Genomic DNA, 14,674 nt, shown 5'->3' on the forward strand with positions numbered 1-14,674 from the left:
ACATTTTCACAGTTAGGACATAGTTCAGTGTAATTTATACAATTTTTAAAATCTTTTAACATTTTCTTTGTACATTTTTTTATTTTTTTGGACTATTTTCAGTTAATTTGTACTATTTTTATTTGGAACGGTTCAAAAACCCTATTCCACTTCTTCCATATAATAAAGTCTGGAGTCAAAATCTTTCATAATCCTTGTATCTCCGTTTACTCCTATACCTGCAAATCCTTCTTTCAGATTAACACCTGCTTCATTTAAAAGACTTCCGTATGCAATGTAATCTTCAGTTTCACCTTTTACAAAATTTTCTGCTACAAATGAAACTTCATCTTTTGATAAATTCTCATTACTTTTAATTTCATTATTTTCGTAGACAAAATGTCCCATATCTTTTTTGTTATGGTACACCGGGCGGTTATAGAAATGATATTCCTTGTTTTCAGCCAAAGCTTTTGGTCTGAAATTTAAGAACTGATCATTTGGTTTAATAATTTTTCTAAACAACATGCCAACAGCCTTTTTCTTATCTGCACTTACACAAGTCCACTGATATACATTGTTAGAGTCACTGTCCTGTGAGTTTTCGTAAGGACTCTTTCCTCTGTAGAATTCTCCAAACTGTAAGACTTTTCTCCACTTCTTATATTCTTCTATTTGCTTCTTAATTAAGAATAGGTCTTCCTTTGACATTTTTGTCAAATCACATTCATAACCTAACACTCCAAAACAGGCAACATTATATCTTGTATCAATTGGAGTTGTTCTTAAAGTCTGGTGATTTGGACATGCTGAAACATGTGCTCCTACTGTACTCATTGGATAACCGTAGCTGTATCCGTTTTGAATATTTACACGGCACACTGCGTCAGTGTCATCGCTTGCCCAAATCTGTGGAAAATAGCATAACATTCCAAGGTCAAATCTGTTTCCGCCACCGCAACAGCCTTCAAATAAAATTTCAGGGAACTTCTCTGTAAGCGCTTTTGCCATTTTGTAAAAACCTAAAACGTATCTGTGTGACACTTCACCCTGACTTTCATAAGGCAAACCTGCTGAATAATAATCAGAGAATATTCTGTTCATGTCCCACTTAACATAAGAAATATTTGCACTACTTAAAATATTGCTAATTTCCTTAACCATATAGTCCACAACTTCATTATTTGTTAAATCAAGCATACATTGATTTCTGCCTTCTGAATGATGTGCATTAGGATTTTCCAATACCCAGTTAGGATGTTTTTTGTAAAGTTCGCTGTTTTTATTAATCATTTCAGGTTCAATCCAAATACCAAAGTCTAAACCTATTTTATTAATTTCATCAACTAAATGAGCCAGTCCATTAGGAAGCTTGTCCTTATTTACATACCAGTCTCCAAGAGAACTTGTATCATCATTACGTTTTCCGAACCAACCGTCATCCATTACAAACAATTCTATGCCAATATCTTTTCCTGCTTTTGCAAGATTAATAAGTTTCTCCTCTGTAATGTCAAAATAGTTTGCCTCCCAACTATTTAATAAAACAGGGCGTTCTTTGTATTTCCACTTGCCTCTTACAATATGCTCTCTTACAAATTTATGCATATTCTGACTCATGCCGTTATAACCTTTTTTAGAATATGTTAAAACACTTTCAGGTGCTTCGAATTTCTCTCCCGGTAAAAGTCCATAACTCATTGATTGTGGATTAATTCCTGAAACGAATCTTGTTTTATTAAAAGAACATACATCCATCGCTTCATAATGGTTTCCACTATAAATTAAATTAGTTCCAATACACTCGCCAAAATCTTCTGTAGTCTCTTCCCTTGAAATCATAACAAATGGATTTGCTCTGTTAGATGAAGTTCCGGCATATGAATAATTAGCAAATCTGCCAGCAGCTACTTTTGTATCATGTCTGTTCATTTCATTTGCCCATGAGCCGTTAAATGTTGTCATTACATAATTCATGCCAAACATATCAAGCTGCATGCTCATTAATCTTTTTATATTTACTTTTTCCTTACCTTTATTTATTAAAACTGTGCTTCTTGTAATAACATCGCAGTTTTCATAAACATAATAATGTAATTCCATTACCAAGTCATTATCCTTTAAAGTAACTGTCAAATGGTCCACATTACCATCTTCGTCATAAGAACCAGGCAATGTTTCAAATGGCTGCTTTCCCCATGATATTTCTGAATCGGCATAAGTGAAATCATTGGTGAAGCTACCGTCTGACTTAACAACTTCCACAAAAGGTTCCCTTACATCACCTTTTCCATAAGAAGACATTTCAAGTCTCATGTTTTCCAAAGAATACTCCATTGTTTCCTGATTATATGCAACCGTATTACCGGGCATAAAGTTATGCTGTTCAATTAAAGGTTCCATGTTTTCAATTGCGATTTTCTTTCCATAGTATAAATGTTCAAGATGCCCTGTTTTCAAAACTCTAAAGGCATATGTAGTGTTTTTAGTATTTAAAATAAATCCGTTTTCTAATTTTTTAATCATATCTTTTCCCTGCACTTTCCTAAATTATATGTGTTCGTTTATTACATAGTGTCCTAAGATTATTTCATTCTTTCATATCTTTTCTCATCTGCAATATACATACTTATCTCCTTACTACTTTTACATAAATTTAGTTTGGTATCAAAATACCACAATCTCAAATTAACCCGATTTTATTTGTTAAGGAAATTGTATCATTTGACTTTTATTTTGTTAATTTAATATCTTAAGGTGAATTTGGATTATTTTAACTTTTATATAAAAACTTTTTGCCAAACTTTTTTTGCCCAAGTTGACCATTTCTATAAAAAAACAGCTACGGCGTGATATACATAAGAAATTTTATAATTTCTGCATACCATGTGCCGTAGCTGTCTTTTTACAATTTATGGTTAATTGTTTGAAGCTACTATCTAACCATGTTCTAAAATGATATTACTTCTTCATTTTAACTTTTTTAACACTACTCCACTTTCCTTTAACTTTCTTATTTGCTTTCCCAATCTTGTAAGCTCTTACCTGAATGAAGTATTTTTTGCCTTTTAATTTTTTTAGTGTAAATGAAGTTTTGTTTTTGGCAATTGTTTTAATTTTTGCTTTCTTCATTTTTTTGTTTGTAGCATATCTAACCTGATAGCCTTTAACACCTTTTATTTTCTTCCACTTAACGCTAATCTTTTTACGGCTAAGTTTCTTTACAGATACTTTTTTAACCTTGCCCGGTTTTTTAACTTTTGTTGTCGGTTTGTTGCCGGTTGTAGTTACTTTGTCACCTGTAGTTGTCTTTGGTGTTGTTGTTTCAACATCTCCTGCTGTTGTTTCGCTTGTTGATGTTTCCTGGTCACCTGTTGTTGAGTCAGGTGTTGATACTTCCTGGTCACCTGTTGTTAAGTCAGGTGTTGATACTTCCTGGTCACCTGTTGTCACATCTGAAGTTGCAGGTTCAGTTGTCTTTTCAACTACTGTAAATTCTTTTGTCATTTCACCTTCATATAAATCGCTGAAAGTAATTACAACTTCGTATGTACCAACCGCTTTTACTTCATCCACTGTTTTACCTGTGGCTTTGTCGCGATATGTTACTGTGTAGTATTTCTGGTCAATAGGATTATTTTCAACATCAACTACTGTAACTGTAGGTGCAATCTTTTCGCCTGTTGCTTCAAATTTGTCATTTGAAATAATAAGTTCATTTGGATGGCTAATTGTTCTCTTGTTAATATAACCACAAGAACATTTCTCTTTGATTACACCGTTTTCTGTTAATGTTGCAGGTGTCATTTCTACTACTTCTGAATATTTGTGTTCATGATTTTCTTCTGAATCCTTAATAACTTCATTACCTGTTCCATTTGTTATTCCTTTTGACTTAAAAGCTTCTTCAGTAACTTTTCCTGAATTGTATACTTTTTCAAATGTTACATCATCGTCACTGGAACCACAAATTCCACCCACATATTCATATCCATCAACACTTCCATTGTTAATACAATTACTTATTGATGAGTTGGCTGTAACTGCTAGAATTCCTCCCCCAAGACTTCCAGCTTGTACATCTCCGCTATTAGTGCAATTATCAATATTACAATTATATATAATACTTACAATTCCAGCTGCTAAATCTGTAGAAGTAATTTCGCCATTGTTAGTACATCCTTGAATGATTTCTTTCTGATCATAATATCCCTCGTCATCTCTGCTATTACTATAACAAATTCCAACTGCACAGTTATTTGCTTTTATTTTTCCATAGTTTGTGCAATTTATAATCTGTGCCTGAAGAATAATACCTACTATTCCTGATGCTACATACTCATTATCAATAATATTACCATAGTTACTACACTTTTCTACTTTAGTGTTATTTGCAGATACACAAATACCTACTGCCCCCTCTGCATTAGTAATATCCCCCTTATTTGTGCAGTTTTTAATTTCACTATTATTTATTGATGCTACAATTCCTGCAGCCTCATATGCATCTGTTATATTACCTGTATTAATACAATTCTCTATATGGCAATTTGACGCTGTGTGTACTAAACCTGCAATATAAGAATCATTCACTGAAAAATCACCATTATTTTCACAGTCTGTAATATTACTATTGTTTGCCTTAATAGCTAAACCTGCCACATATGCATCACCGAAATTTACACAATCAACATTATTAATACATTTTGAAATGGTACATGTATCGATTGTTTGTATCGCTGCCACATCACTTCTGGAAGCTTTCACATTTCCCTCAAATGTACAATTCTCTATTGTAGAATAATACGCATATTCTGTAAGGTAATAAATACTCTGTTCACATTCACCCTGAACTTCAATTTTTAAATTTTTTAATGTACTATTACCAATACTACCATATAAACGGCATGGTATTCCTTTTATGTTTACGTTTGATATTGTGTGGTTATTTCCATCTAGCTTTGAATTTAATAAAGATGCACCCTGTAAAATATTATCATCATCTTTGTAATTATCCGGGAACTTAATATCAGCATTTAATTTTCCATTTATTCCTAAACTTCCCATCTGTAAATACATTAATAAATCTTCAAAAGAATTAATCTCAAAGCAATTATCCTTAAGCTCCTGAATTTGATTCTTTGTTAAACCACAGTTTGTACATTTATCATCCACATAATTGTGTTCTAGCTGTGGTGATTCACTACCTTTCTCAAGAACCTCATTACATATCAGGCATATTGTATCGCCTGTGTAACCTGCTTTAAAACATGTTGCGTTTGATTCGTTATAATACTTTATAATATTGCTTCCTGACAGATTACTATGAATGCTGGGAATTGTTTGTCCGGCTTCCTGATTCCCATCATTATTAATTTCGCCACATTCACTACACTTCAAGTCATAAGAATAACCTTCTTCAGTACATGTTGGCTCCTTATGATTTACCTTCACAAATACATGTTCGCCTAAACCTTTTTTTTCATTAATTTCCTTATGTACATAACCACAATATTCACATTCAGACACTATTTTTTCATAATTTGTACAAGTTTTACCAATTGTATAACGCTCTGAATAACTATGGTCTGATTGGGGTTCAATCTGTTGTCCTTCACTAATAGTTTTTCCACAATCTTTACACTGTAAATCTCCTGTATATCCACCTTCTTCACATGATTTAATAGTTCTGTTCACAAATTTCTTTCTTGAATGTGCACATTCCCAAGATATTGTATATTCTCCATATTCATCACTAAACGGTCCTACCACAAAATAATATGTATGATTTTTTTTAAGATTTCCTATAATCTTAGGTGCACTTTCCTGACCACCATCATCATTTTTCTTTTTGCACCCCTCCAATCTTACACGATTGTTATTTTCAAGTTTTTTTATTCCATTACGAATAATTTCATCATTAAAACTTTCTTCTTCAAAAAGATATCCATAGCTGTCCCAATCTGTTTTATTACTACAGGTTATTGCATAGTATCCATCTTCATCAACTTTAAATTGAAATACCTGGAACGGATTTTGTGCTGTTGTTTTCATGCTATATTCTTTTCCATAAACTGCATTATTAACACGTCCACAATTTACACATACATCATCCTTATATTCATGAGATTTTTTTGCTATAATACTGCCTTCCTGTACCTTTTCACCACACCATTTGCAGTTGTAGTCTCCTGTATATCCATCTACATAACATGTATTTTCAGTATAATTTTCAGGTTCGTCCTCTTTTTTGTGATCTACTATATCTGTTTCTTTTCCTTCTTCTAAAACTTTTTTACATAAAGGACAGATTTTATTACCACTAAAGCCTTTGCTCTTGCAGGTTGCCTCAATAAATGTTTTCTTATCTATAACAGCCTCTGCGTGATTTCCCGGTTCTACCATGATTCCTTCATCTAAAATTTCACCACAAACACCACATGTAACTTTTCCTGTAAAACCACCTATTGAACAATCTGTTATTGTTCTATTTTCCACAATTTCTTTTTCTTCCGGATGAGAACACTTATCATATTCAATTATATATGGACGATCTAAACTCCCATAGCAGTCATTCCATGTTCCTTCAAAATATACTTCTACCCTTGTTTCGCTTAATGTGCTTGGTTCGCCTTTTTCCCAATTAGTATAAGTAAGTTCACTACCATCAATCCATTTAAATTTTGATATATCGTTTTGATTTCTCTCTAAACCAATCCACATTCTGGTATCCCCTTGATTTAATTTTTCCAGATAGTGTACAACGATATTATTTTCCTCTTTGGATGATATACAAATTAAATAACCACCCTTATTTTTTGCCTCTTTCTTTGCAGTGCTATAATTCACACTACTATTAACAAATTCATAACTATGACCTGTGTTTGGATCATACGCCACATCATCCCCATAAACAATTTCCTGTTTTGTTTCAGTTCCTGTTTCCTCATCAGCATAAGCCGTCTGAGTCATTACCACATTGCTTCCTAATGCCATTATTAAAGACATTGAAATACTTATTAGCTGTTTCCATATTTTTCTCATATTGTCCTCCTTTTTGATAATTCTCCCATTCTTGTGTAAGCACAAATGGGGCATTCCTAAAGTCTACACTTCTTGTAACACGGATTGCTTCGTGCTTTGCACTCCCACAATCCGCCCAAAGGTCTATCACCCACCCTTGTGCAAGCACAGGTGGGTGAAGACCTTTGGACACTGTGTTACAAAAAGAAATGATTACATAAGTTGCATTACAACATTTATGTAATCATTATCATATAAATATTCTTTTCGTTCTATATTTTGGCTTCAAACGGTCTGCTCCTGGCATCAAGTGGTTATAATATTTTAAATAAACAGTACGCCTGATACGCTAAAGGTCTCTTCATCTGACTTAAATTCTATAGCTCCCTTGTATTTGTTTACAACGTACTTAACAGACTCTATTCCTATACCACTACCCTGTTCTTTTGTGCTAAGGAATTTGCCGTTTTCTAATTTTACATTGCCGTTAAAAGTATTTTTTATTGAGAAAACCAACGCTCCTTCATTTGGTTTTTTGATTTTCAAATTAATGAACTTGTTCTCTATTGTTATGGTTTTGCAACCGTCAATTGCATTTTCCAACAGATTGCCAAATAACACTGTAAGATCTGTGTCACTTATACTCAATTCATTTGGAATTATCACATCTATATTAACATCAATTCCATAATTCTTCGCTTTTTGCACATAATATACTAACAGTGCATTTAAAGAAAAATGGCCACAATATACAAATTTTTCGTTCCAGGATGTTGCTTCCAAATATTTTTCAAGATATTGCGTTATCTCCTGACACTGATTATTTTCAGCCATGGTGCGAATCACATTCATGTGATGACGCATATCGTGCCTTGCCCGTCTGGTAGACTCCATTTGTGTTTTAAGATTTTCATAACACAAATTTTGAACTTCCAACTGTCTGTTTTCATCACGCAATTCCAGATTGTTACGAAACTCTATTATGGCATTTACAATTACACTGTATACAAGCAGTGCCCCTATATTTACAAACAATGTAAAAACCACATTGACGGGATTCATTGCCAATGCAATTGTTGACTGAGAATTAAAATAAAGTCCATGATACCAAAACAAATAAAAAGTAGCCGGGATTAACCACAAAATTCTCCAAACTTTTCTTCCTGTTTCTATGGTTGCAATTTCTTTTATGTACTTCCTAAAATATATAAATAGCATTGGAATAAATATAATCTGCGCCACAAAAGTACACAAAGAAAAAGACCAGCTATTGTTGTCAAATACCATTTTAGGAAAAATCTGTGCTTCCATCCACTTTGCACAAATCACAATAAAATTAGCAAAATTAGAAACTATTAGTAATACAAAAATTAACTTTCCCGGGGTCTCTTTTACAACGAAAAAATAAAATATGCCATAACAAAGGGTACTAATAAGGGACAACATTCCCTTTTGTCCCTGTGAACAGGTTGTTGCATATATTCCAAGTGATGTTTGGAAAAATAATAAAAGAAAAATAAATAAACCGACTTTTACTTTTGAAAATCTTAATTTGTCTGCAAAAGGATATAAGGCAAGCCCCAAATAAGGTAGCAAATTAAGACATGAATATAATATAATTTCAAAAATTCTAAATGATGTCATACGCCCTACTCCTTTAAAGTTTCAATTAAAAATCTTGTGTATGCTTTCTTGATTTCAGCATACTTCCTACGACTAATTGGGACAAATGAGCCATTCTTCATTTTAAATCTGTCACTTTCAATATTATCCACCTGTGCCAAATTAACGGTGATTCCCTTAAATGAAGATATGAGCTGCGGAAAATGTTCTATTTGCTTTTCGAAATTTTTCTGAGTACAACGAACTTGAATTGATGTTTCGTCTTTTAAATATATGGTAACATAATGCCCTGAAAATGTTGTATAGACAATAGAATCTACATGAACCACTTTGTTTTCTGAAAACTTTAATATCTTGTCTTCCTTTTTCTTCTTTATCACAAGTCTCTCTAAAGTTTTTTCCAAACGTTCCTTATTAAAAGGCTTTATTAAATAATCTTCTGCCTTTACCTCATAACTTTCACTGGCAAACTCATTACTTGTGGTTATGAATATAAGCTTAACATCTTCATCTATTTTTCTAATTGCTCTTGCTGTATCAACACCAGTTATATCCTCCATGTATATATCAAGAAAAACAATATCAAATAATGAAGCATTACCTTCCTTATTATCATAAAAATATTCAAGAAGTTCTTCACCACTTTTAAAAGTAGTAATTTCTATATGATTTTTCGTTCTTCTAAAAAAAATTTCCTGTATTTCTTTTTGCAGATATTCTCTATCCTTTATACTATCATCCACTATTGCTATTTTCATAATCCTCTCCCTTATCTCAGTTTTTTTACCACTACTTTCAAATCATAATTAATTCTCTATTTTAAAATAAATTCCATCTGTGTTTCTTTTGGAACCATACCCATTTTTTCATAAAATCTGCGGGCTGTGTCGTTACCTTCCCAAACATTAAGCGTTACTTCATAACAGCCCATTTTCTTTGCTTCTTCCTTAACATGTTCAAAAAGTTTCTGCCCTACATGCTTCCCTCTAATATTTTGGTCCACACACAAATCATCAATAAACAAAGAATCAAATGGCACCATATTAGTTGAAAATGGCTGTTTCTTCTTTATGCAAAAAGCATAGCCCATAACGCTGTCATTCTCATCCACTGCCACATACACAGGTCTGTTAGCATCATTAAAAATTTCCATTAATTCCTCTTTTGTATATTTTGTTGTTCCACCAATAAAAATGTCCGGTCTGATTTTTGCATGTATATTTAAAACCTGTGTTAGTAATTTAATTACTGAATCTATATCTTTTTCTTCTGCTAATCTAATGTTCATTTATATTCTCCTTTGCTGTCATATAACATTTCTTCTTATATTTTTTATTAAAGATATCCATAATTATTATAGCAAATGAAATAAAAAAAGCACAGAAAAACATGATGACCACCATGGTTTCTCTGCGCTTTTAATTATATTTTTATTAACCGATTCCACCTAAAATTGCACCTGCAACTAATGCTATAAAAGCTAATGGAACTAAAACATATTTTCCAAGTGGCATAAAGCATTTGCCAATTGGCTTTTCTTTTCCTGTATTTACAGCTGTTGTAGCAAAATCTTTTCCTGCAACCCAGAAAAACATTATTGCTGCAAGCATGGCTCCCAATGGACAGATGTAAATTGACACTGCATCCATCCAACCTGAAACAATTCCCTGAATAACAAGTGCCACTGCACAACCGATAACAGCAATTATTCCAACTGAAGTTACTCTTTTAAGTCCGAATCTTTCTTCTAATGTTGCAACAGGTGCTTCATATAAGTTGATTAATGAACTCATACCTGCAAACAACACACATATGTAGAAAATAATGCCAACGATTTTTCCCCCTGGCATTCCGTTAAATACATTTACCAGATAAATAAACATAAGTCCCGGTCCACCTGATGACAACTCTGCTCCGTCAACTGCCATACCTGGAATAATAACAAATGCTGCTAACAATGCTGCTATTGTATCAAAGATTGCTACATTTCTTGCTGAGCTTACTACATTTTCTGAATTATCCAGATAAGAACCATATATTACTGTTCCATTACCTGCAATTGAAAGCGAGAAAAATGCCTGACCAAATGCATAAATCCACAATCTTGGATCTAAAAGTCCTTTAGGATTAATTGTGAAAATATATTTGTACCCTTCCGTTGCTCCCGGTAATGTGAAAATATAAATTCCCAAACCTAAAAATAATACAAATAAAAGTGGCATCATTATTTTGTTGGCTCGCTCAATTCCTGCTGCAATACCAAATGCCATAATTACTGCTGTTACTATCATGGCAACTACAAGCCAACTATTATTACCAAACTTTGTTGCTGTACTTCCAAATGTTGCCCCTATCTTATCCATATCACCACCCATAGCTGACAACTGACCTGAAAGTGCTAAAAAGGCGTATTTAAAAATCCACCCAACAACAACTGTGTACCCAATGGCTAAAGCCAGTGAACCAAGTACAGGAAGCACACCAATGGCCTCACCTGTTTTCTTATTACCGGTTCTAATTTCCGTACATTTTCCAAATGCTTTAATCGGACCACCCTTTGCGGCTCTACCTAACGCCATTTCTTCAATAAGTCCTGTTGAAGCAATTAGAATAACAAACAAAACATAAGGTAGCAAAAATGTCATGCCTCCCCAGTCTGATACCATGTATGGGAATCTCCAAATATTTCCCATACCTACGGCTGAGCCTATGCAAGCAATGACAAAGCCGGTTCCGCTTTTAAAAGCATCCCTCTTTTTTTCCATAATTAATATATCCTTCCTTTTTGTGCTTTTCGCACTATAAGGTCTATCATACCATATTATAGAATATATATCTATTTAATCAGCAATAATAAAATGTGAATATATCTATTTAATAATAGGCATATCTTCTTAATTAAATGCAACTATTAGAGTATATCTTTTCAATAGAAGAGAAACTCTAACAGGAACATATTTCATTTTTTAATTTTCGTGCTGCAGAATTAAGTGGATGCTGGCAATCATGCACAATACATATTTCTCTATTAGGAATTTTTTCTTTTAAAGAAATCTCAACAATTTCGTTTTTCTCAATACTTTCTCTTGCCATAGGTTCAGGAACAAATGCCATTCCTAAATCTGACTTTACCAAAGGAATAATCTGGTCTGTAGTTGCCACCTCCGTGTCAGGATTAAGTTCAATACCATGTTTTAAAAATATCTTATTATAAAAATCGTATGTAGTAGTTTCCTGCCCCAAACTAATTAATGGATAGTCTTTAAGATTTTTTAAAGAAATACTGTCATCTTTTATATGCTCAAAATCAGTTCCACCTATTAATATTTCCTTAAATGAACATAAGATTGTTTTTTCTAAAGGTGACTTAACCTTTACAGGTGTTGATACAACTGCAAAATCTATCTTGCCACTTTTCACAGCCTCAATTGCCTGTGGCGTTGAATGGTTATATATTTTTAGTCTTACTTTTGGATACATTTTGTGAAAGGATTTTAGAATATCTAATAAAAATATATTTAAGGCAGTTTCGCTTGCTCCAATAGAAATACTTCCCTGAAAAATTCCTTCATTGTCAGCCAGTTCTTCCTCTGCCTCTAAAAGTTGTGCCATAGCAATTGACACATGTTCATATAAACGCTTTCCTTCCTGTGTAAGCTGCACACCTCTGTTCGTTCTAACAAATAAAGTGCTGTTAATCTGTTGTTCCAAACAATTCATTGCTCTTGTAACATTAGGCTGACTGTTACCTAATGCCTGAGCTGCTCTTGTAAAATTCTCATATTTAGCAACATAATAAAAAATTTTATAATAATCTAAATTTACATTCATGGCATTCTCCTTGGTATATCAATTACTTATCGTTATCATATCAATTATGATTTTTACTTATTTCTATAATCATAGTATAATCTAGCCGAATGAAATTTTCAAGAAAGGGTGTGAGTTGTATGAGAGAAGGAACAATTTTTCCAAGGGAAGAAAAAACAGAAGTGTTATTTCAGAAAATTCTTGATGATCCCTGGGCATGCGAAAAACTTCAGGAAACATTTTGCAATTATCTTTTTTGCGATGATGAAATCAATAGCTATTTATCTCCATTAGAATTCTCACAGGCATTATTCAATGCATATCACAATAGAGATTTATCAGCCTTTTTGATGGCTATTTGTGAAAATACTATATTTGATTTACTTAGAAATTCATATCTGATTCCATATAGATTTAATGCTGACGGAATAGAAAATCCTGTAATTATGACCGACGATAATGGATTATTACTTCCAAAGTATAAATCAAAAATTCACGAAAAAGACTACAATCATTTTCATGAGATATATAAAAAATTAAATAACAATAAAAAAATATATCTTGCAAAAGCATATAGATATAATCATAAATACACTTCAGACAATATGGAAATGAAGCAGCAGATTCTTGAAAAAAATACAGGTATATTAGTTATTAGAGAATTGCCTGACACTGTAACGGCTAACAAAACTGAAGCCGAAGCCTATTCAGCAGTTTGGGACTTAATGATTGAACTTGAAAAGAATCTCCCTATGGCATTTGTTTTTTATGGTCAGGACTCACTTGTAGAAAATAATAAAAGATATGATGAAATTGGAATATTTCTTCCAAATTCCATCTTTTTAAAACATTTAGAAAAACATGTAGCGAAAGCAGAGGCGATTATATATGCCAACAAATAATTACATTGATATTATGGAAAAAAACCATATGGAAATTCCATGGCATGATTATACCAGTGATGACAGCAATACATTAATTAAAGAGTCAGGTTTGATTGAAAAAGCATCTGTTATTGGCAGAGTTGGTTTAATTATGCTTTCCTGTGGCACAGGTGCATGGCGTGTAAGAACTTCAATGAACAGACTTTCAAAGGAACTTCATGTTACATGTACAGTTGATGTTGGACTTATGTCCATTGAATTTAACTGTTTTGACGGAAAAGACTGTGTTTCACAGTCTCTTAGTATATCTAACACAGGGGTTAATACTTCAAAGCTTTACAGAATGGAACAATTTGTTGACAACTTTCCAAAGGAAGACGCCCATTTAACCGGTGAAGAAATTCACAAACGACTTGATGAAATAGAGAAAATTCATACATTGTATTCTCCTGTTAAATTAGGTCTTGCTGCAGCTCTTGCCTGTTGTGGTTTTACATTTCTTCTTGGAGGCGGGCCAATTGAAATGCTTTTTGCGTTTATTGCAGCCGGTGTTGGAAATATTGTCCGTACAAAGCTTATAAAACATCATTTTACATTATTTTTAAATATAGCAGCATCGATTTCAATCGCATGTTTGGTTTATGCCATTTGTTTTAATGTTGCTGAGTCTGTGTTTGGTATTGCCCATGTACATGAAGCCGGATATATATGCTCCATGTTATTTATAATTCCCGGCTTTCCATTTATAACAAGCGGTATTGACCTTGCTAAGCTAGATTTACGTTCAGGTCTTGAACGATTAACATATTCAATAATAATTATATTAGTAGCAACAATGTTTGCCTGGATTATGGCACTTCTGTTAAAGCTACAGCCACAGGATTTCACAACAATACACATGAGTATAATTTTACTATTAATATTAAGAATAATAACAAGTTTTTGTGGTGTATTTGGTTTCTCAATTATGTTTAACAGTTCTATACCAATGGCTACAACAGCCGCCTGTATTGGTGCAGTTGCAAACACACTCCGTTTAGAACTTATAGATTTTACACACATGCCTTACTCTGTGGCAGCTTTTATTGGTGCCCTAACAGCCGGGCTTCTTGCTTCTTTCATAAAAAGCAATAATGGATATCCACGAATATCCCTTACCGTTCCTTCCATTGTAATTATGGTTCCGGGACTTTATTTATACAGAGCAATTTACAATTTTGGCATTATGTCACTTACGGAAGCTGTCTCATGGTTCTCATTAGCTATTATGATTATTATGGCTCTTCCATTAGGATTAATTTTTGCCAGAATATTAACTGATAAAACTTTCCGTTACTGCACGTAACGGTGTGTTT

At 33.0% G+C, this 14,674-nt stretch carries 9 protein-coding genes; 2 read left to right on the forward strand and 7 right to left on the reverse strand.

Annotated features, from left to right (window positions below):
• Positions 1-141: 141 nt before the first annotated feature.
• The 7 genes from DWZ69_RS10075 to DWZ69_RS10105 form a co-directional block, all read right to left on the reverse strand.
• Positions 142-2,505, reverse strand: coding sequence for an alpha-galactosidase (locus tag DWZ69_RS10075; RefSeq protein WP_118000488.1), 2,364 nt, complete (start codon positions 2,503-2,505; stop codon positions 142-144).
• Positions 2,506-2,940: 435 nt separating this feature from the next.
• A complete protein-coding gene (locus DWZ69_RS10080) occupies positions 2,941-7,023 on the reverse strand; it encodes a lectin-like protein (protein WP_158561120.1) in 4,083 nt (1,360 codons plus the stop codon).
• Between the two features lie 303 nt (positions 7,024-7,326).
• Entirely contained in the window at positions 7,327-8,646 is a 1,320-nt protein-coding gene (locus DWZ69_RS10085) for a sensor histidine kinase (RefSeq protein ID WP_118000446.1), read from the reverse strand.
• Between the two features lie 5 nt (positions 8,647-8,651).
• The gene (locus DWZ69_RS10090) at positions 8,652-9,383 is read right to left on the reverse strand and encodes a LytTR family DNA-binding domain-containing protein (RefSeq protein WP_118000444.1); all 732 of its coding nucleotides are present in this window, start codon (positions 9,381-9,383) and stop codon (positions 8,652-8,654) included.
• Positions 9,384-9,439: 56 nt separating this feature from the next.
• Positions 9,440-9,913: a GNAT family N-acetyltransferase gene (locus DWZ69_RS10095; RefSeq protein ID WP_022165315.1), complete on the reverse strand. Its 474-nt coding sequence runs from the start codon at positions 9,911-9,913 to the stop codon at positions 9,440-9,442.
• A 145-nt stretch (positions 9,914-10,058) separates the two neighbouring features.
• On the reverse strand, positions 10,059-11,390 hold the full coding sequence (locus DWZ69_RS10100) for a sodium-dependent transporter (protein WP_118000442.1): 1,332 nt from the start codon (positions 11,388-11,390) through the stop codon (positions 10,059-10,061).
• Positions 11,391-11,568: 178 nt separating this feature from the next.
• Positions 11,569-12,456 carry a LysR family transcriptional regulator gene (locus DWZ69_RS10105; protein ID WP_118000440.1) on the reverse strand — a complete coding sequence of 296 codons (888 nt, stop codon included), beginning with the start codon at positions 12,454-12,456 and terminating at the stop codon, positions 11,569-11,571.
• Positions 12,457-12,575: 119 nt separating this feature from the next.
• Between DWZ69_RS10105 and DWZ69_RS10110 the strand changes: the two genes are divergently transcribed.
• Both DWZ69_RS10110 and DWZ69_RS10115 read left to right on the forward strand, forming a co-directional pair.
• Positions 12,576-13,337: a DUF4866 domain-containing protein gene (locus DWZ69_RS10110; protein WP_118000438.1), complete on the forward strand. Its 762-nt coding sequence runs from the start codon at positions 12,576-12,578 to the stop codon at positions 13,335-13,337.
• The gene (locus tag DWZ69_RS10115; RefSeq protein ID WP_118000436.1) at positions 13,324-14,664 is read left to right on the forward strand and encodes a threonine/serine exporter family protein; all 1,341 of its coding nucleotides are present in this window, start codon (positions 13,324-13,326) and stop codon (positions 14,662-14,664) included. The genes DWZ69_RS10110 and DWZ69_RS10115 overlap by 14 nt, the downstream gene beginning before the upstream one ends.
• Positions 14,665-14,674: the final 10 nt, after the last annotated feature.

This window comes from Eubacterium sp. AF34-35BH (genome assembly GCF_003477765.1).
GTDB lineage: Bacteria > Bacillota > Clostridia > Lachnospirales > Lachnospiraceae > Eubacterium_G.